General features: G+C 33.1%; 16 protein-coding genes and 2 tRNA genes. 6 read left to right on the plus strand and 12 right to left on the minus strand.

Annotated features, from left to right (window positions below; all coding sequences use genetic code 11):
• Window positions 1–17: 17 nt before the first annotated feature.
• From ACQY1Q_RS13115 to ACQY1Q_RS13165, 11 genes are all read right to left on the minus strand, one after another.
• Window positions 18–950: a Gfo/Idh/MocA family oxidoreductase gene (locus ACQY1Q_RS13115; RefSeq protein ID WP_431005776.1), complete on the minus strand. Its 933-nt coding sequence runs from the start codon at window positions 948–950 to the stop codon at window positions 18–20.
• A 97-nt stretch (window positions 951–1,047) separates the two neighbouring features.
• Window positions 1,048–2,325, minus strand: a complete 1,278-nt coding sequence (locus ACQY1Q_RS13120) for a nucleotide sugar dehydrogenase (protein ID WP_431005777.1) — start codon at window positions 2,323–2,325, stop codon at window positions 1,048–1,050.
• A gap of 97 nt (window positions 2,326–2,422) precedes the next feature.
• Window positions 2,423–2,497, minus strand: a tRNA-Val gene (locus ACQY1Q_RS13125).
• 28 nt (window positions 2,498–2,525) lie between these two features.
• Window positions 2,526–2,600: transfer RNA gene (locus ACQY1Q_RS13130), tRNA-Val, on the minus strand.
• 70 nt (window positions 2,601–2,670) lie between these two features.
• Window positions 2,671–3,879 carry a bifunctional folylpolyglutamate synthase/dihydrofolate synthase gene (locus ACQY1Q_RS13135; protein ID WP_431005778.1) on the minus strand — a complete coding sequence of 403 codons (1,209 nt, stop codon included), beginning with the start codon at window positions 3,877–3,879 and terminating at the stop codon, window positions 2,671–2,673.
• 29 nt (window positions 3,880–3,908) lie between these two features.
• Entirely contained in the window at window positions 3,909–4,724 is an 816-nt protein-coding gene (locus ACQY1Q_RS13140; RefSeq protein ID WP_431005779.1) for an energy transducer TonB family protein, read from the minus strand.
• 3 nt (window positions 4,725–4,727) lie between these two features.
• Window positions 4,728–5,120 (minus strand): ExbD/TolR family protein, encoded by a 393-nt coding sequence (locus ACQY1Q_RS13145; protein ID WP_431005780.1) that lies wholly within the window; start codon window positions 5,118–5,120, stop codon window positions 4,728–4,730.
• The gene (locus tag ACQY1Q_RS13150) at window positions 5,120–5,803 is read right to left on the minus strand and encodes a MotA/TolQ/ExbB proton channel family protein (RefSeq protein WP_431005781.1); all 684 of its coding nucleotides are present in this window, start codon (window positions 5,801–5,803) and stop codon (window positions 5,120–5,122) included. Before ACQY1Q_RS13150 ends, ACQY1Q_RS13145 begins: the two co-directional genes overlap by 1 nt.
• Window positions 5,804–5,954: 151 nt before the next feature.
• Window positions 5,955–7,349, minus strand: coding sequence for a sodium:proton antiporter NhaD (nhaD, locus tag ACQY1Q_RS13155; RefSeq protein ID WP_431005782.1), 1,395 nt, complete (start codon window positions 7,347–7,349; stop codon window positions 5,955–5,957).
• Window positions 7,350–7,359: 10 nt separating this feature from the next.
• Entirely contained in the window at window positions 7,360–8,586 is a 1,227-nt protein-coding gene (locus tag ACQY1Q_RS13160; RefSeq protein ID WP_431005783.1) for a Glu/Leu/Phe/Val dehydrogenase dimerization domain-containing protein, read from the minus strand.
• Window positions 8,587–8,890: 304 nt separating this feature from the next.
• Window positions 8,891–9,958 carry an anhydro-N-acetylmuramic acid kinase gene (locus tag ACQY1Q_RS13165; protein ID WP_431005784.1) on the minus strand — a complete coding sequence of 356 codons (1,068 nt, stop codon included), beginning with the start codon at window positions 9,956–9,958 and terminating at the stop codon, window positions 8,891–8,893.
• Window positions 9,959–10,058: 100 nt separating this feature from the next.
• On the opposite strand from ACQY1Q_RS13165, the gene ACQY1Q_RS13170 reads away from it, so the two are divergent.
• Together ACQY1Q_RS13170 and ACQY1Q_RS13175 are read left to right on the plus strand one after the other, a co-directional pair.
• Complete coding sequence (locus tag ACQY1Q_RS13170; protein ID WP_431005785.1) at window positions 10,059–11,201, plus strand: acyl-CoA dehydrogenase; 1,143 nt, start codon at window positions 10,059–10,061, stop codon at window positions 11,199–11,201.
• Between the two features lie 130 nt (window positions 11,202–11,331).
• Window positions 11,332–12,012 (plus strand): GNAT family N-acetyltransferase, encoded by a 681-nt coding sequence (locus ACQY1Q_RS13175; RefSeq protein ID WP_431005786.1) that lies wholly within the window; start codon window positions 11,332–11,334, stop codon window positions 12,010–12,012.
• Here ACQY1Q_RS13175 and ACQY1Q_RS13180 read toward each other — a convergent pair whose 3' ends face one another.
• Window positions 12,013–12,801 (minus strand): tRNA pseudouridine(38-40) synthase TruA, encoded by a 789-nt coding sequence (locus tag ACQY1Q_RS13180; protein WP_431005787.1) that lies wholly within the window; start codon window positions 12,799–12,801, stop codon window positions 12,013–12,015.
• Between the two features lie 392 nt (window positions 12,802–13,193).
• Here ACQY1Q_RS13180 and ACQY1Q_RS13185 point away from each other — a divergent pair, with 392 nt between their 5' ends.
• Genes ACQY1Q_RS13185 through ACQY1Q_RS13200 form a run of 4 tightly spaced genes read left to right on the plus strand, consistent with a single transcriptional unit; the run spans window position 13,194 to window position 20,756 of the window.
• The gene (locus tag ACQY1Q_RS13185) at window positions 13,194–13,532 is read left to right on the plus strand and encodes a P-II family nitrogen regulator (protein WP_431005788.1); all 339 of its coding nucleotides are present in this window, start codon (window positions 13,194–13,196) and stop codon (window positions 13,530–13,532) included.
• 7 nt (window positions 13,533–13,539) lie between these two features.
• A complete protein-coding gene (locus ACQY1Q_RS13190) occupies window positions 13,540–14,775 on the plus strand; it encodes an ammonium transporter (protein WP_431005789.1) in 1,236 nt (411 codons plus the stop codon).
• Window positions 14,776–14,798: 23 nt separating this feature from the next.
• Complete coding sequence (gene gltB / locus ACQY1Q_RS13195) at window positions 14,799–19,298, plus strand: glutamate synthase large subunit (protein WP_431005790.1); 4,500 nt, start codon at window positions 14,799–14,801, stop codon at window positions 19,296–19,298.
• A 3-nt stretch (window positions 19,299–19,301) separates the two neighbouring features.
• Window positions 19,302–20,756: a glutamate synthase subunit beta gene (locus ACQY1Q_RS13200; protein ID WP_431005791.1), complete on the plus strand. Its 1,455-nt coding sequence runs from the start codon at window positions 19,302–19,304 to the stop codon at window positions 20,754–20,756.
• Window positions 20,757–20,985: the final 229 nt, after the last annotated feature.

Raw genomic sequence — 20,985 nt, forward strand, 5'->3', positions numbered from 1 at the left:
CAAATATAGGTCTTCTTTCATAATAAAAAATGTTTTTCTCCAAAATTTACCCTCTCCTTATTTCTTATATCATATACTAAATTAACAGATGGTTTAGCATCCAATAAATCAAATCCTTTTCCTTTTAATATATACTCATAACTTTTAGTATGCAAATCTGTAAAACCGTCACTAAACTCTATCTCTTCTCCATCAACCATCATGTGTCTATAGATATTTTGCCCTAATTCTCTATTTTTTTTAGGAAGTGTATTTTTATCAATAGAAAGATACCATCTAACCCTTGCTTTTTCCAATTCCAAATATCCCGACATTTTATCTTTTTCTTTTAAATAAACCCTGCATTCTTGCACCTCACCAAATATCCAAAGTAACATATCAAAAAAATGAATCCCTATATTGGTTGCAATTCCTCCAGATTTACTTTCTTCTCCCTTCCATGACGTTTGATACCAACTTCCTCTTGACGTAATATATGTTAAATCAACATCATATTTTTCATTCTTTTTCTCTCTTTCAACCTTCTCTTTAAGCGCTATTATATCTGGGTGTAATCGTAATTGAAGTATTGTGTTAATTTTTCCTTTTGACTCATTTTCTATAGCTTCTAAAACATCCAAATTCCATGGGTTTAACACTAATGGTTTTTCACATATTGCATTAGCACCACTTCTAAGCGCAAAACGAATATGTGAATCATGTAAATAATTAGGAGTACAAATACTTAAATAATCTAAGCATGTATTTTCTTTTCTTTTTAATTTTTCAATATGACGATCAAAACGTTCAAGTTCAACAAAAAAATCAGCATCTGGAAAATAACTATCTAAAACTCCAACACTATCAGACTTATCAAGAGCCGCTATCAGATTATTACCCGTTTCTTTTATTGCTTTCAAATGTCTTGGAGCAACATACCCTGCAACCCCTATTAATGCAAAATTTTTCATGTTTTGATTTTATCGTTTATAATAATCATATATAACCTTAATATCTAGAAGAATATCTTACCTTAATTTAATGATTATTTTAAACACCCTAGTTTCATTACAATGTCTTATCTTTAGAAACTAAAAAGTTTTTCACATCATATACTACTGATTTTTTCTTCTGAAAATTTAAAACATCTATAGTTTTAAATTCTTCATGTGAAACTGCCAACACAATTGCATCATATTTTTCTCCCTCAATATTCTCTGTTAATTTTACACCGTACTCTTCATAAACCTCATCTTTTCTAGCCAAAGGATCATAAACATTTACCTCAACACCGTAACTTTTTAATGAATGGTAAACATCAATAACCTTTGTGTTTCTTACATCCGGACAATTTTCTTTAAAAGTAAAACCTAAAATTAAAACAGCTGCTTTTTTAACTTTTACTTCTCTATCAATCATTAATTTAATTACCTCTGAAGCCACATGAGCTCCCATACTATCATTCAGCCGTCTTCCTGACAAAATAATCTCAGGATAATAACCAAATTGTTGAGCTTTTTGCGCCAAATAAAAAGGATCTACACCAATACAATGCCCACCAACCAATCCTGGTTTAAATGGTAAAAAATTCCATTTTGTAGCCGCTGCCTCTAACACTTCACTTGTATTAATATTCATCAAATTAAAAATCTTCGCCAATTCATTAACAAAAGCAATATTGATATCTCTTTGACAATTTTCTATGATTTTTGCTGCTTCTGCTATCTTAATTGAAGAAGCTAAATGAGTTCCTTTTTTTAAAACAGAATTATACAACTCATCTACTTTCTGTGCGGTTTCAGGAGTAGAACCTGACGTTACTTTTAAAATATTTTCTACAGTTCTAATTTTGTCTCCCGGACTAATTCTTTCCGGTGAATACCCTACAAAAAAATCTTTATTAAACACTAATCCAGACTTCTCCTCTAAAACAGGTACACAATCTTCTTCTGTAGCTCCTGGATATACCGTAGACTCATAAATAACGACATCTCCTTCTTTTAAATTTTCGGCTATTGTTGCACTTGCAGATAAAAGAGGTTCTAAAACAGGTTGGTTATTTTTATCTACTGAAGTTGGTACTGTGACTATATAATAATTACAATCCTTCAAAAACTTGGTGTCAGACGTAACAAAAAGCCCTTTATTTTGATTAAAATCAACTTTCAACACTTCTTCCAACTCCTTCTTTTCAATTTCTAAAGTAGCATCTATCCCTTTCTTTAATTCATTAATTCTTGTCTCTTTTATATCAAATCCAACAACGGCATATTTTGTTGCAAAAAGCCTAGCTAAAGGAAGTCCTACGTACCCTAAACCTATAATAGCAATAATCGGTTTACTCATTAATTTAAAAAATATTTTTAGCTCACGAAGTTACAAAAATGTTACTTACTAAATAAAAACAAAAAACCTCACTATTTCTAGTGAGGTTTTCCATCTGTGGGCGCGAAGGGATTCGAACCCCTGACCCCTTGGGTGTAAACCAAGTGCTCTGAACCAACTGAGCTACGCGCCCGTTTTGCAATTTAACTTTCAAGATTTTGTGGGCGCGAAGGGATTCGAACCCCTGACCCCTTGGGTGTAAACCAAGTGCTCTGAACCAACTGAGCTACGCGCCCTTACTTGTTAATTGCGGATGCAAATATATAACAGTTTTTAGAATTGACAATACTTTTTTTCAACTTTTTTCTATAAAATTTCAGCTACCACAAAAGTACTTCCTCCAATATACGCTACATCTCCTTCTTTTAGATTCATTATCAATTTATTATACGCAGAGTTTACAGAATTAAAAATTTCACCGTTAAGCTCATATTCTTTTGCTTTTTCAGCTAATTCTTCCTCATTTAGCCCTCTTGGGATGTCCGGTTTACAAAAATAGTACGTAGCCTTAACAGGAAATAAAGGTAAAACTTCATCTAAATTTTTATCAGAAACCACTCCCAAAACAATATGCAATACCTTGTATTTTTCTTTTTCTAATTGTTTTAAGGCATATTGTAATCCTTCTTTATTATGCGCTGTATCACAAATAATTTTCGGAAACTCTTGTAACACCTGCCACCTTCCTTTCAAATTTGTGTTTTTAACCACATTTAACAAACCTTTTTTGATATGTTCTTCAGTAACCTTAAAACCAGTTAACTCCTTAATAGCATTTACAGCTGTTCTAGTATTGTTAATTTGATAATCTCCTAACAAATCTGTCTTATATATATTCTGATCATCTGAAGCAAAAACAAGTTTAGCATTATACTCTCTGGCTTTTTTTTCAAAAACCTCTGTAGTTTCTTCTTGTTTTTCTCCAATTACTACAGGAACATCTTTTTTAATAATTCCTGCTTTTTCAAAAGCTATTTCAGGTAATGTTTCCCCTAAAAACTGAGTATGATCTAAGCCTATATTAGTAATAACAGCTACTTCAGGCGTTATAATATTAGTTGAATCTAACCTTCCTCCCAGACCAACTTCTATAATTGCGATATCTACTTTTTGTTTTTCAAACTCGTTAAAAGCCAATCCTACTGTCATTTCAAAAAAAGACAATTTTTGCTGTTCTAAAAAGGATTTATTTTCAGTTATAAAATCAACAACAGCTTCCCTTGAAATTTCTTCTCCATTAATACGAATTCTCTCCGTAAAGTTTTTTAAATGTGGTGAAGTATATAATCCTACTTTATAACCTGCTTCCTGCAAAATGGAAGCTAACATATGACTTGTTGAGCCTTTGCCATTAGTACCTCCTACATGAATCGATTTAAACTTATTTTCAGGGTTACCTAAATGATTTGCAAGCGCAATCGTATTTGTTAAATCTTTTTTGAATGCCGTTTTACCCTCACGTTGATACATAGGTAACTGAGCAAACATCCAATCTAACGTTTCTTGGTATGTCATTATAACAAAAATTACTTTAATGAATACTATTATTGAGATAAAGAAAACTTATACACAATAGTTCCTTTTTGCTTAGATGGTGCATTACCATCAGGATTCCATGTTGTTTTTAAAGCTGCTTTTTGAGCTGCATCGAATAAACATGGAGCCGAATTTGTAGTTCCTCTCGCTCCCGGAACAGCTTTCAATACTTTTCCGTTTTTATCTACTTCTATACTTACTACAACCGTCCCTTCTTCTTGACAATTTGGTTTTTCAATGGGTTTAGAAAGTGCTTTTCTTCCCGCTAAATTATAATTCCCTCCAGAACCACTTCCTGAATTACCATAATATTTAGATGAATTAGGATCTCCGTTTTGATTTCCTTTTACTCCTTGTTTAGCATCATCACCTTCTCCGGTAGTAGTTCCATCTTTTGAAGTTCCGTTTAGCAAACTGTTTAATGCATCAGTTGTTGCTTTAGATGGCTTAGGTTTTTCTTTTGGTTTTACTTCTTTAGGAGTTTCTTTTACTGCTTCTTTTTTCTCTTTACTTTTTTCTATTACAGGAACATCTTTCGCTGTATCATCAGTCAACACCTCTTCCTCAACAGTTTCTTTGGTTACTTCTTCAACTTTTTCCTCTACTACTTCCTCTGTTTTTTCAGGAGATGATTGCTGTTTTGTCTTTTCCACCGGCTCGCCACTACCTACTTCAGAATTTCCTAGGTTAATAGCTAAACCATATTCAATCGGAGGATCTAAATATTTCATTCCGAAATTGAATATACCAAACAACAATAACAGCATAATAATAACTGTTATAATTGCTGATTTTCTTTTATGTTTGGTATCTAATAACAACATACATTACTTGCCTTTAACGGCCAAAATCATTTTCAGTTTATTTTTATTGGCAATATCAATTACCTTCATTACATTTTTATAAGGCACATCTTGATCTCCACGAATTACCACTACTTTTTTCTTGTCTGCTCCCACTTTTGTAAGCAATTCTCTCTCCAGGTCTTCAGTGTTTATCTTTGATTTATCAATATAAAAAGATGAATTTTTAGTAATTGTTACAGCTACAGATGTTTTATTTTCTGTTTTACCACCTGCTTTTGGCAATAAAACATCAATGGCACTTACCGTAACTAATGTTGATGTTAACATAAAAAATATCAGTAACAGAAAAACAATATCTGTCATCGAAGACATGTTAAAACTTGGATCAACTTTATTCCTTCCTCTGATATTCATTATACAGGCTCATTTAAAAGATCTAAAAATTCTACAGATTTTGCTTCCATCTGATACACTACCTTGTCTGTTCTAACCACCAAATGGTTATAGGTAATATAGGCTATAATTCCCACTATTAAACCGGCTACAGTAGTTGTCATTGCTGTATATAATCCGTCAGAAAGCATTTTTATATCAATCTGTCCTCCTGAATTAGCTATTTCATGAATAGCAACAATCATTCCAATTACAGTTCCTAAAAATCCAATCATAGGTGCTGCTCCTGCTATAGTTGCTAATACACTTACATTTTTTTCTAATTGATATACTTCTAATTTTCCGGCATTTTCTATTGCCTTGTTTATATCATCTAATGGTTTTCCTATTCTGGAAATCCCTTTTCCTATCAATCTGGCAGTTGGCGTATTGGTATTATCACATAATGCTTTAGCACTCTCTAACTTTCCATTCATTACATGATCTTTAATTTGGTTCATAAAATTTTTATCAACTTTTGATGCTGCTTTTATGGCAAAAAAGCGTTCAAAATATATGTATAAGGCTACTGCTAATAATACAAATAATAATGCAATAATTATTTGCCCTCCTACACCACCATCCATTATCAATTTATAAATAGATAATGTTTTCTCTTCTGATACTCCTTCAACCAATTCTTGACTTTCTTGAAATAATAGCATGAATACTAAAAATTAGAGTTTATAATTTATTTTTCCGCTACTTAATTAACGGTTTGTTTTATGTAAAATTGTTTACTACTACAAGTATAAAAAAGTCTTCCTCATATTCATAATTAAGGAAGACTTTTCTTTTTATTATTTAGTTATTTTTTTAGAACAAAGATCTTGTCACCATAAATACCAATGAACCTACAACAAAACCAATTAATGCTAACCAAGATATCTTTTTTAAATACCAAAAGAAATCTATTTTTTCCATTCCCATGGCTACAACTCCAGCTGCTGACCCAATAATCAACATTGAACCTCCGGTTCCTGCCGCAAAAGCTATAAAATGCCATAACTCGTTATCTAAAGGTTCAGAGAACATTCCTAAAGAAGCAGCTACTAATGGCACGTTATCAATAACCGCCGAACCAACTCCTAGCAACATCACCACTAAATCAGATACTCCCTGATGATGTAATTCTGTTCCTAACATAGGCATTGTTTCTTGTAATGATCCTGCAAAATTAAACAGAACTCCTAACGACTCTAAAGCTGCAACCGCCATTAAAATCCCTAAGAAAAACAGAATACTCGGCATTTCAATTCTAGATAATGAATGATGAACAGGGCTATGGTGCGCATGAGCATCTGACTCTGCACTATCAAAATCAGTTAAAGAGAATTTTCTTCTTGAATAAATTTCAGCAAAAGTTGCTACTACTGCTAATGATAACATCATACCTACATACGGAGGTAAATGCGTAACTGTTTTGAATATAGGTACAAATACAATAGCTCCTAAACCAAGGTATAACATGATAGCACTATATTTATGTGGTTTTTCCTCCTCAACATTTTCTTCAGCATCTATTTGTCCTTTAAACGCTGGCAAGAATGAAGCGATAAAAGATGGAACTGCCATACATAATAGAGAAGGAATAAACAGATATAAAAACAGTTTTCCTGAAGTAACTTTTTTACCAATCCATAACATTGTAGTGGTTACATCTCCGATAGGAGACCAAGCCCCTCCTGCGTTAGCTGCAATAATGATTAAACCTGCAAACCAAATACGATCTTCTCTCTTTTTTACAATTTTTTGAAGAATCGAAATTAACACAATAGTTGCTGTTAAATTATCAATAATAGCAGATAGTACAAATGCTAAGATTGAAAACAACCATAATATTCTTTTCTTACTTCTTGTTCTTACATAACTTTTAATTGTTGCGAAACCATCAAAGTAATCAATAATTTCTACAATAGTCATAGCTCCTAATAGAAAAACTAAAATCTCTGCTGTTTTTCCTAAATGGTGCAAAAGTGTTTCTTCCATTAGGTGCATTTTATCATCATGCATTAATGATGAAAAACCTTCTACTAAAGCATGTTTTCCTGAGTCGAACCAATTTGAAAAACTATCAACTCCTAAAGCTACTATGGCCCAACAAATTGCCATCATCCCCAGAGCAGGAATTAATTTATCTAGTTTCAAATTATGTTCAAGCGTAATAGCTAGATAACCTAGTACAAATACTATTATGATTACAGATTCCATATATTATTTTTTATATCAATTCTTTTAATGCTATTTCAAAAGCGGTCTCGCTTATTTTTGTTTTTGAGGCACTTTTTGCAAATGTTCTTTGAAGTGCTTTTTTAATTGTATTAGAAGTATCTTCAAAAATAGCTTCATCCGTCATTTCAACTCTTCTTTCCATAAAATAAGCAAATACTCTTGCCATTCCACAGTTAGAGATAAAATCCGGTATTAAACTTACTTTTTTATCCGTATCTTCCATTATAGGACCAAAGAAGATTTCTTTATCAGCAAAAGGCACGTTAGCTCCGCATGAAATTACTTCTAATCCTGTTTGAATCATTTGATTAATTTGCTCCTGAGTAACTAATCTTGAAGCAGCACATGGTGCAAAAATTTCACAAGGTAAATTCCATATTTTTTCATTAATCTCTTCAAAAGGAATCATATTTTCAGCTACTAAAGTATTGCCGTCTTTTTTTAAGAACAAAGCTCTTATCTCATCAAAAGTAAACCCTTCTTCCTTAATAACTCCACCAACTCGATCAATAATTCCTACAACCTTTGCTCCCATTTGAGCTAAGTAATAGGCTGCGGCAGACCCTACATTTCCAAAACCTTGTACAATGGCTCTTTTTCCTTCAACACTTCCGCCATAAATATCATAATAATGACGAACCGCTTCAGCTACTCCGTAACCGGTAATCATATCTGCTACCGTATATTTTCTAGTAATACTTGGAGATAATTTTTCATCTTCCAATACTTTGATTACTCCGTGACGTAACTGACCTATTCTATTGATTTTATCTGCTTCTGTAGGTTTAAAATGGCCATTAAACACTCCTTCTTGAGGATGCCACACTCCACTATCTTCAGTAATTGGAATAACTTCATGAATTTCATCCACATTCAAATCTCCTCCCGTTCCGTAATAGTTCTTTAATAACGGAGCCACCGCTTTATACCAACGCTCTAAAACTCCTTTTTTTCGAGGATCATGCGGATCAAAATTAATTCCTGATTTTGCTCCTCCAATTGCCGGGCCAGATACCGTAAACTTAACTTCCATGGTTTTTGCCAAAGACATTACTTCGTATTTATCCAATCCTTTACGCATTCTTGTTCCACCACCGGCAGCACCTCCTCTTAGTGAATTTATAACTGTCCAACCTTCAGCTTCAGTTTCAGAATCTTTCCAATTAAAAACTATTTCCGGTTGTTTTTCTTCATATTTCTTTAGTAAATCTTTCATGTTTTGCTTGTAAATAATGTTCAACTTTATTTTTCTTTTCTTTCAATAGCCTGTCTAGTGTTGTTTAAATTTAGCCCCAATCAAGGGGAGTTAAAGCTGATTCATTTTAATTGTTTTTTTATTTTCTTTACTTCACAAACTTACCAAAAAAATATATTTTGAGTAGTATAAAATCATTTATTAATAACTCTTTTTTATTATTAATCTTTCAAAAAACCTGGGCTAAAATACAACGGAAACTTTATAAGTAAAAAAAGTTTCCTTAGTTTTTATGCTTTTTTAACATTAATTTAAAATATGTGGTTTAGTTATCTTCTTTTCTAAAAATCACTCCAGATGAATGGTCTTCTCGTGCACCAGTAACAGACGACAAACAATTCACTTGATTTTCAATCCGTAACACCCCTAAAAAAGCAAAAATCAATGCTTCTTTATACTCTATAAGTTGCTTTTCTCTTAAAACTACTCTTTGTTTTGTATAAAATTCTATGCGTTCCATTAAGAAAGTATTAAATACACCTCCTCCTGTATACAAAACTTTTGTGTTCTTTTTTAGTTGTTTTCCTATATGAATAGCTGCATGTTCAGTGAATGTTCTTAGAATTACAGAAACATTTTGTTCTTCTTTATCTATCAAAGGAAAAATATTTTCTTGCACCCACTCTAAACCTAAAGATTTAGGAGGTTTCTTATTATAAAATGATAACGCATTTAATTTACCTAAGAGCTTTTCATTTAATTCACCTTTTAATGCTAACCTTCCTTTATTATCATATTCAACACCCAACTTTCTTGCATAAAAATTAAGCACAATATTTACAGGGCAAATATCATAAGCAATACGTTTACCTTTTTCTTCAAATGATAGATTAGCAAAACCTCCTAAGTTTACACAATATTCATAGTCAGCAAAAAGTAATTTATCACCAATAGGAACTAAAGGAGCTCCTTGCCCTCCCAACCTAACATCTTGTAATCTGAAATCACAAACCACTTTTATACCTGTTTTATTTGCAATAGTTTGCCCGTTTCCTATTTGTAGTGTAATTCCTTTATCCGGTTGATGAATAATTGTATGTCCGTGTGAAGCTATAAAATCAACCTTATCAATTATTTTTTTTTCAATAAAATTATTGATAACTCCTCCTATTAAATCCCCATATAAAACATCTAATTCTTTTAGTTTAGAAGGAGAATAATGAATAGCTTCTTGCAACGTATTTCTCCATTCATTTGTATAAGAAATAGTATCGGAATGTATAATTTGGAAGTTGGTAAAGTTATCTTTTTCAAATTTAGTATACACTAAATCAATACCATCTAATGATGTTCCTGACATCATTCCAATAACATAAAAGCAATCTTCTAACATATTCAGTAAAAATAGAAAACTCTATTGAATATTTCACATTAAAAAATTATCTTTGGAAACATTTTTTACGAATTTAACAAATAAATTAATAAATAGATAGATGGATTTTAACCTTACTGAAGAACATTTAATGATTCGTGATGCAGCTCGTGATTTTGCACAAAATGAATTATTACCGGGAGTTATTGAAAGAGATGAGAAACAACAGTTTCCAAACGAGTTAGTCCGAAAAATGGGAGAACTTGGTTTTATGGGAGTTATGGTAGATCCAAAGTACGGAGGAAGTGGTATGGATACCATTTCTTATGTATTAATTATGGAAGAGCTTTCTAAAATTGATGCTTCAGCTTCAGTAATGGTATCTGTAAATAACTCTTTAGTATGTTATGGTCTTGAATCTTACGGAACTGAAGAGCAAAAACAAAAATACTTAACAAAATTAGCTACAGGTGAACAAATCGGAGCTTTTTGTTTAAGTGAACCTGAAGCTGGTAGTGATGCTACATCACAGGCAACTACAGCAGAAGATAAAGGAGATTATTATTTATTAAACGGTACTAAAAACTGGATTACCAACGGAGGTCGTGCCGATGTATATTTAGTAATTGCACAAACAGACAGAAGCAAAGGGCATAGAGGCATTAATGCTTTTATTGTTGAAAAAGGAACGGAAGGTTTCCATATTGGTCCAAAAGAAGATAAGTTAGGTATTCGTGGATCTGACACACATACCTTACAATTTAATGATGTAAAAGTTCCAAAAGAAAACAGAATAGGTGAAGATGGTTTTGGATTTAAATTTGCCATGAAAACCTTATCAGGAGGGCGTATAGGAATTGCAGCTCAAGCTTTAGGAATTGCTTCAGGAGCTTATGAACTAGCCTTAAAATACTCTAAAGAGCGTAAAGCTTTTGGTACTGAAATTTGTAACCACCAGGCTATTGCTTTTAAATTAGCGGATATGTACACTGAAATTACAGCAGCTCGTCATTTAGTAATGAAAGCTGCCTGTGATAAAGATGCCGGTATTAACTATGATCAATCCGGAGCAATGGCTAAATTATATGCTTCAAAAGTAGCTATGGAGCAAAGTGTTGAAGCGGTTCAAATTCACGGAGGAAATGGTTTTGTTAAAGAATACCACGTTGAGCGTTTAATGCGTGATGCAAAAATTACTCAGATTTATGAAGGTACTTCTGAAATTCAAAAAATAGTAATTTCAAGAAGCTTATTAAAAGATTAATCTTTTTGAAAAAAATCAACTTCTATGCCCGCGAGGCATTTAAAAGAAATAATTAATCAAGGTCCACCAAATTAGGTGGACTTTGTTATTTTTATTCTAGTTTTAACAGCCACACTATATTTTAGGCGAAATGAAAAAATCAACAGAAAAACTAAGCAATCCCGTATGGAATGCACTTAATGAAACGCATAAAAAATTTGTTATAGACTATGACGGTGTTAGGTTTTATAAACCTGAAATTTGTCCTTTTGGAGCGTTCATGAATTTGAATAAAACCAAAGAAGCCATTAACTATTACGCAAAACTTACTGATAGCTTTTTTATAGTTGGCAATGAACCTGTACATGATAGCAGGGTTTTCCTAAATAAAACCGTTCCTTGTGAACAAATGATTGTGAATACCTTAAACGAACCTAATTACACTCATACAATTGAAAAACTAACGACACACCATATCGAAGAATTATATGAATTAGTATGGCTAGTAATGCCCGGTTATTACAAAAAGCGTACGTTTGAAATGGGAGATTACTATGGTATATTTAGTAACAATAAGCTTGTTGCTGCCACAGGAGAACGATTACAACTCGATAATTTTATTGAAATAAGCGCGGTAGTAACACACCCAAATCATACCAGAAAAGGACTTGCAAAACAATTAGTTGCTTATACCGCTAAACAAATTATTGAAAAAGGAAAGATCCCTATTTTACATGTTGCTGAAAATAATTTGGGCGCCATCGAATTGTATAAAAAACTAGGCTTTAAAAGTATTAGAAAGATGGTTTGGAGGCATTATTTAAAAAGATAACTACTCTTTTTTAAATACTACAGAGTGTAAATGCAAGCCTGATGAAGGTGCTATTGTTTTTAAAAAATCTATTTGACTCGTAGGGTTCAATGATTGCTCAATAAACTCTAAATCATATACTCCTTTTCCTAACTCAAATAAAGCTCCCATTATTAATCGGATTTGATTTCTTAAAAAGCCTTCGCCTCTAACAATTAACACATAACTTTTTTCAGGAAAAAAAGATGCAGTAAGCTCAGTATTCACCTCAATTTTACATTCTAATATCTCACGTACCACTTTGGTTTCTTCTGAGGGTTTTGTACAATACCGTTTAAAATTATGCAACCCTTTAAACAAAGCCGCTCCTTTCATCATTAAATCAACATCAAGCTCTCCTATGATTCCTGTTAAAAATGCTGCGGAATATGGATGGTTTTTTTCTCCGTAAGAAAAATAATATCGGTATTCTTTTACTTTGGAATGTTGAATAATATTAAACGATTCATCTAACAATCTTTTAACAGCTAAAGCTCTAATATCTGAAGGTGAGTTTCTATTAAAACTATTAATAAATTCAGACTCATCAAGTTTCTCATCAATAAATAATTGAAACGAATAATCTGTAGCAGAAACTTTGGCATCAGTTCTACCAACTCCCACAGATTTACTCCTGACTCCTTGACATACAAACTTCAGTGTTTTGTCTATAGCCCAATGCACTGTTTTTAAATTCGGTTGTTTTTGCCAACCATGAAAACGAAAACCTAAATATTGAATGGTAACTAAGTATGAGTATTGATAATTCATAGTCTGCAAATTTACAATGATTTTTTCAGTAAAAATAAATTAACATATTATCAATAAAAAGTAATAATAAATAAAAAAACAACAATAAAAACTTAAAAACAATAAAATATAAACATCAAAAATAAGTAAAATAGATATTTTTTTTAGATAAAATGCATTTTTATGAATTTGATAAAATTATTATGCTTTTTTAACTAGTTTCTATTTTCATTTATTTCATCAAACCTCAATTTACTACATTATTATTTTTACCCCCCTTTTTTTAACTCGCTATCCTTTTTTGAAAACGTTTTCGAGGGGCTACCAAGCACTAACCATTTGTTTTTTAGATAGTTTTAAAAGAGATTTGTATTGCATCAAACCAACAAAAACAGTTAACAAACCTCTTGTTTATGAAAAAAATAGAAGCCATTATTCGAAAATCAAAATTTCATCAGGTAAAAGAAGCTCTACATCAAGTTGGAGTTAATTTTTTCTCATACTGGGATGTAACCGGACTAGGAAATGAAAAAGAAGGTCATGTTTACAGAGGTGTTTCTTACAGTACCAGTGACATTCAAAGAAGATACCTGTCAATCGTAGTGAATGATGATTTTAAAGAGCCTACTATACAAGCTATTCTAACTGCTGCCTCAACAGGTGAGGTAGGTGACGGTAAAATATTTGTTTCAACCATTGAAGAAAGTTACCGAATCAGAACCGGAGAAAAAGGAAACAATACACTAAACTAATAATACCATGGATATGCTTACCGTAAATAATATATGGATGATGCTTTGTACAGCACTGGTTTTTATAATGCACTTGGGATTTACATTTTTAGAAATTGGTTTAACAAGACAAAAAAATACAATGAATATTCTATTTAAGAATATATTTATTATAACCATAGGGCTTCTTCTGTACTGCTTTATTGGATTCAACCTCATGTATCCCGGATTTAACGAAAACTCTGTGGGTATTTTAGGTTTTGCAGGATTTGGCCTTAGTACTCCTTTACATAACGGACTTCTGGATCTTTCGTATAATAACGGATATACTTTTTGGACTGATTTTCTATTTCAAGGAATGTTTGCTGCCACAGCGGCCACTATTGTTTCAGGAGCCGTTGCTGAACGCATGAAGTTAGGTCCTTTTATAATTTTTACAATTATTTATGTAGGATTGGTATATCCTATTGCCGGTTCATGGAAATGGGGAAAAGGTTTTCTTGATACTTTAAAAACTCCTTTTTATGACTTTGCCGGGTCAACTTTAGTACATTCCGTTGGAGGTTGGGCTGCTCTTATAGCTGTTTGGCTACTAGGCGCCAGAATAGGAAAATTTAAAAACGGACAATCTTTAGCTATTCCGGGACATAATATACCACTAGCTACGGCAGGTGTTTTAATTCTATGGTTTGGATGGTTTGGTTTTAACGGAGGTTCTGTATTGTCTGCTGACCCTGAAAAAACATCCATTACTTTAGTAACCACATGTCTTGCTGCTGCCTCAGGAGGAGTCTTTGCCTTTTTAACTTCTTCATTACGATATAAAAACTATGACCTTACCATGTTTTTAAACGGAATTTTAGGAGGATTGGTAGGTATTACAGCCGGAGCAGATTTAATGATGCCTACTGATGCAATATTAATAGGAGCTTTTGCCGGTGTGTTGGTAGTTTTTGCTGTAGCTCTTATAGATAAATGTAAACTTGATGATCCTGTTGGGGCTATTCCTGTTCATCTTGCTTGTGGAATTTGGGGCACTTTAGCCGTAGGAATCTTCGGAAAACTTGCCGGATTTAATCAATTTTTATCTCAACTCTTAGGAGTAGTCATCTATGCACTATTTTGTTCTATTACTTCCTTTTTAATCATATATACCTTAAAAAGAACCGTAGGAATCAGAGTGTCAGAAAAAGAAGAACTCGAAGGTTTAGATAAAGCAGAACATGGCATTAGTGCTTACCCTGAATTTAGACTAAACGATTAACTAAATTATAAAACCACCTGATTATGAAAGATCAAGGACTGTATTTAAAAGAATTTGAAAGAGATAATTGTGGAGCCGGGTTTATCTGTAATTTACACGGAAAAAAATCAAACACTATTATTCACAATGCTCTTGAAATTTTAGTAAAACTTGAGCATCGAGGTGCTGTTAGTTCAGACGGAAAAACCGGTGATGGTGCCGGAATTTTAATAGACATACCTCATGATTTCTTTAAACGCGTATGTACATTCGAAATCCCTTCTTACAAAGAATACGCTGTTGGCATGGTTTTTCTTCCTAAAAACAACTATCAACGTGAATTTTGTGTGACTGCTTTTGAGCAAGAACTTCATCACCAAGAGTTGCGTGTTTTAGGATGGAGAGACGTTCCGGTAAATAGTGATTGCATTGGTGAGATTGCCGCAACATCTGAACCCTATATCAAACAAGTTTTTATTGATAAAAACAACTCTAATTTAACAGATTTAGAATTTGCTGCTAAGTTATTTGCTGCCCGAAAAATAACAGAGCACACTATAGCCAATTCTAAACTATCAGAAGCTGATGCTTTTAATCTTCCCTCTTTATCAACCACCACCATCATTTATAAGGGCTTGTTAATTCCGGAAGATATAGGAATATACTACAAAGATTTACAAGAAAAAGATGTTGTAACTCGCTTAGCATTGGTACATCAACGATTTTCAACCAATACATTTCCTTCTTGGGATTTAGCACAACCATTTCGTTACATGTGTCATAATGGAGAAATCAACACATTAAAAGGAAACATTAGCAGAATGCGTGCTCGACAAGAACTTATGAAAAGTTCCTTGTTTGAAGCAGATATTGAAAAATTGTTTCCTATTATTTTAGAAAACAAATCAGATTCGGCTTCTATGGATATGGCATTGGAACTGCTACTCATGACAGGAAGATCTCTTCCGGAAGCATTAATGATGATGGTACCGGAAGCTTGGGAAAAAGATAAAGTAATGCCTGATGATAAAAAAGCTTTTTATGAATATAACTCATGCATTATGGAACCTTGGGATGGACCGGCATCTATCCCTTTTACTGATGGAAATTATATAGGAGCTGTTTTAGACAGAAATGGTTTACGCCCGTCAAGATATACGGTAACCAAAGATGGTTTTGTTATCATGGCTTCAGAAATAGGAGTCATAGAAGTCCCCCCGCAAAATGTAGTTAAACACGGTAGACTTGAGCCCGGAAAAATGTTTTTGGTTGATATGAATGAAGGACGAATTATTGAAGACCAAGAAATAAAAAATAAAATTGTTTCTAAATATCCCTACTCAAAATGGGTACAAGAACATACACTTCCTTTAGCAAAAGTTCCTTACACAGACAATCCTCCAACTTATGAAGTTACAGATTACAAAACTAGGTTAAAAGTTTTTGGTTATACCTATGAAGATATTTCAACGGTTATAACTCCAATGGCTTCAAAAGCAAAGGAAGCCATTGGATCAATGGGAACAGATACTCCTTTAGCAGTATTATCAAACCAACCACAATTACTTTATAATTATTTTAAACAACTTTTTGCACAAGTTACCAACCCTCCTTTAGACGGCATTAGAGAAGAAATAATTACAGATATTAGTTTAGCTATTGGTGGCGATAGAAATATTTTTGATATTATTCCGGAGCAAGCTAAAAAACTTAGAATACAAAACCCGGTAATATCTAATGAAGATTTAGATAAGCTTAAAAACATAAAACACCCGGATTTTAAATCAACACTCATTCCGCTACTGTATAAATATAAAAAAGGAGTCAATGGCTTAGAAGCAGCTTTAGATAAAATGCTTATACAAGCTGAAAAAGCGGTAGATGACGGAGTTAATATTATTATTTTATCCGATAGAGGAGTTACACAAAAAAAAGCACCTATCCCAGCCTTATTAGCCTGTTCATATTTACACCATTCTTTAAATAAAAAAGGAAAACGCTCACAATTCGGAATCGTAATTGAAACTGCTGAAGCCCGTGAACCCCATCATTTTGCCACTTTATTTGGTTACGGAGCTAGTGCCATCAATCCGTATTTGGTTAATGAAATTATAGAACATGAAGTAGCTACTGGTACGATTAAGCATTTAAGTAAAGCACAGGCTGTTGAAAATTATAATACTGCCATAGGTACCGGTTTACTAAAAATTATGAATAAAATTGGTATCTCAACATTACATTCATACAGAGCTTCTCAAATATTTGAAATTTTAGGACTCAAACAATCCTTTACTAAAAAGTATTTCCCTAATACTCCTTCAAGAATAGAAGGTATAGGTTTATATGTATTAGAAAAAGATATTGTTACACGTCATAAGAGTGCCTTTCCTTCAATGGCAATTGATGCCAATTTAGAACTCCCTATCGGAGGAGAATATCGTTGGAGAAGAAATGGAGAGAAACACATGTTTAATCCTAATACTATTGCAAAGCTTCAACAAGCCGTAAGAACTAAAAGTAAAGAAAACTACATTACTTATGCAGAACAAATAAATCATCAAAGTAAAGATTTAATGACTATCAGGGGGTTATTAGAATTTAATAATCTAAACCCGATTCCTATTGAAGAAGTTGAGCCCTGGACAGAAATTGTAAAGCGATTTAAAACCGGAGCCATGTCATTAGGCTCTATAAGCAAAGAAGCTCATGAAAACCTTGCCATTGCAATGAATAGAATTGGAGGTAAAAGTAACTCAGGTGAAGGTGGTGAAGATACTGAAAGGTTTAAAACTTTAGAAAATGGTGATTCTAAAAACAGTGCTATTAAGCAAGTAGCTTCTGGGCGCTTTGGTGTTTCCAGTAATTATTTAACGAATGCTAAAGAAATTCAAATTAAAATGGCTCAGGGTGCCAAACCCGGAGAAGGAGGCCAATTACCCGGAGAAAAAGTATTTCCTTGGATTGCTAAAGTTAGAAATTCTACTCCTTTTGTGGGATTAATTTCACCTCCACCACATCACGACATTTATTCTATTGAAGATTTAGCACAACTTATTTTTGATTTAAAAAATGCTAACAGAGAGGCACGAATTAATGTAAAATTAGTTTCAAAGGTAGGTGTTGGAACTATTGCGGCAGGAGTTGCCAAAGCCAAAGCAGATGTTATTCTTATATCAGGATTTGACGGAGGAACCGGAGCCTCACCTTTAACCTCGCTTAAACATGCCGGACTGCCTTGGGAATTAGGCCTAGCTGAAGCTCAACAAACATTAGTATTAAACAACCTGAGAAATAGAATAGTTTTAGAATGCGACGGTCAGTTGAAAACAGGAAGAGATGTGGCCATTGCAGCATTGTTAGGTGCGGAAGAATTCGGATTTGCTACTGCCCCCCTTGTTGCTTCTGGTTGTATTATGATGCGTGCATGCCATTTAAACACCTGTCCGGTAGGAATAGCCACACAAGATCCTGAACTTAGAAAAAACTTTAAAGGCACTCCTGAACATGTTATCAATTTCATGTACTTTGTTGCAGAAGAACTTAGAGAAATAATGTCGCAATTAGGTTTCAGAACTCTAAATGATATGGTAGGTCAAGTCCATAAATTGAATCCTAAAAAAGCAATCAATCACTATAAAGCTAAAGGAATTGATTTATCTAAAATACTATACAAACCAACTACCAATAACACACAACTCTATAACACTGAAAAACAAGAACACTCCCTTGAAACCGTACTAGATTTTAAAATTTATAAAGAAGCTAAAATGGCTATTCAGAATAAAACTCCATTGAGCTTTAAATATAAAATTAAAAATACTAACAGAACAGTAGGAGCCATTCTATCTAATGAAATATCAAAACTGCACGGTAAACAAGGACTTCCTGAAGACACATTAAACCTAAAATTTATTGGATCAGCCGGACAAAGTTTTGGTGCTTTTGCTACTCATGGACTAACACTTCTTGTTGAAGGTGAAACTAATGACTATTTAGGAAAAAGCCTTTCCGGAGGAAAAATAATTATTAAAAAGCCGGAAACAGCAGACTTCGAAGCCGAAAACAATATCATTACCGGAAATGTTAGTTTATACGGTGCAATTTCCGGAGAAGCTTATATAAATGGAATAGCCGGTGAACGATTTGCCGTAAGAAATTCCGGGGCTACAGCGGTAGTAGAAGGTGTTGGTGACCATGGTTGTGAATATATGACCGGAGGTAAAGTAGTAATTTTAGGAAATACAGGAAAAAACTTTGCGGCTGGTATGAGTGGTGGCTTTGCCTATATATACACCAATACCGCTCTATTTCAAGACGCCTTATGCAATTTAGAAACTGTTGATCTAGAAAAACCAACTATCGAAGATTTAGAAACTATACACCAATTAATAACCAATCACCACAAATACACAAAAAGTAATATTGCAAACAAAATTCTAAATAATTGGAACACACAATCAAAACACTTTATTAAAGTATTTCCTAAAGAATATAAAAAAGCTTTGCAAAAATTAGAACAGCAACAACAACAATTAACAGCATAAAAAATGGGACAAACAGTAGGATTTAAAATATATAAAAGAATCAATGAAAAGCAGCAATCTGTACATGAACGCTTACAAAACTATAATGAATTTACTATTTCATTAGATAAAAACACTTTGCAAACACAAGGTTCAAGATGTATGAACTGTGGAGTTCCATTCTGTCATAGTGGTTGCCCTTTAGGTAATTTAATTCCAGATTTTAATGATTATGTTCATAAAGGTGAATGGAAAAAAGCATTAGAAATACTACACAGCACGAATAACTTCCCAGAATTTACCGGTAGGCTTTGTCCTGCACCCTGTGAAAAAGCATGTGTTTTAGGCATTATTGACAATCCGGTTTCCATTGAAAACATAGAAAAATATATTATTGAAAAAGGATTCAAAGAAGGTTGGATACAACCTAATCCTCCCATAAAAAGAACAGGAAAAACTGTAGCTGTAGTTGGTTCGGGCCCTGCTGGCTTAGCTGCTGCTCAACAACTCAATAGAAGCGGCCATTTAGTTACCGTATTTGAAAGAGATGATAAAGTTGGAGGACTTTTACGCTATGGGATTCCAAATTTTAAATTAGAAAAAAAAATTATAGATCGAAGAATTAAAGTCCTGGAAGAAGAAGGCATCATATTTAAAACCAATACAAATGTAAGTGCAAATTACAGTGTTGAAAAACTTAAAAATTTTGATGCTATTGTTTTATGTGGCGGGGCTACTATTCCTAGAAATTTACCAGCAAACACTTCAGAAATTGAAGGAATTCACCAAGCTATGGATTATTTAAAAGAGCAAACTAAAATGCTGTTTGATGACAACACAAAACAATCAATTACTGCAAAGAACAAAAATGTTATTGTTATTGGAGGCGGTGATACTGGTTCTGATTGCATTGGTACTGCCAATCGACAAGGAGCGAAATCAGTAACAAATTTTGAAATACTTCCAAAACCTCCCAACAATAGAAGTGTAGATACTCCATGGCCTTTTTGGCCTTTGCAACTGAAAACTACATCTTCACACGAAGAGGGATGTGAAAGGCAATGGTTAATTAATACCAAAGAATTTATTAAGGATGCTCAAGGAAAACTTACTGCTGTTAAGACCGTAGAAGTTGTATGGCAAAATGTTCCCGGAGAAAGACCTAAATTAATTGAAAAACCAAACACAGAAAAAACGTGGCCTTGTGAATTAGTACTTTTATCTTTAGGTTTTACAGGCCCTGAAAAATCTTTAGCAGAACAATTGGGAATTACAATAAACTCAAGAGGTAATTATGAAGCAAACAACTATCAAACAAACATACCAAATATATTTACTGCCGGCGATATGAGAAGAGGACAATCATTAATAGTATGGGCCATTTCTGAAGGAAGAGAAGCAGCAAAAGCAGTACACACTTACTTAACTAAAAGAGACACTCTCCCAAGTAAAGGAGATGGTAATTTACTAAGTGCTTAATTATAATTCTATCACTTGTTTTAACACAAACTCAATCTATTCAGGTTGAGTTTTTTATGGTGCTATCATTCAAACAGACTTTATAAGCTACGGATTTTTACAATAAAGGATAGAAGGTGTATGAGGATAAAAAGAGGCTTTAAATAGGTTCTTTTTTAGTTGTAATAGTAGAGTAATCATATAAAACAAAAAACCTCATTACATCAAGTAATGAGGTTTATAAAGAAAG

Origin of the sequence: Tenacibaculum sp. TC6, assembly GCF_050606265.1 — a bacterium.
Taxonomy (GTDB): domain Bacteria; phylum Bacteroidota; class Bacteroidia; order Flavobacteriales; family Flavobacteriaceae; genus Polaribacter.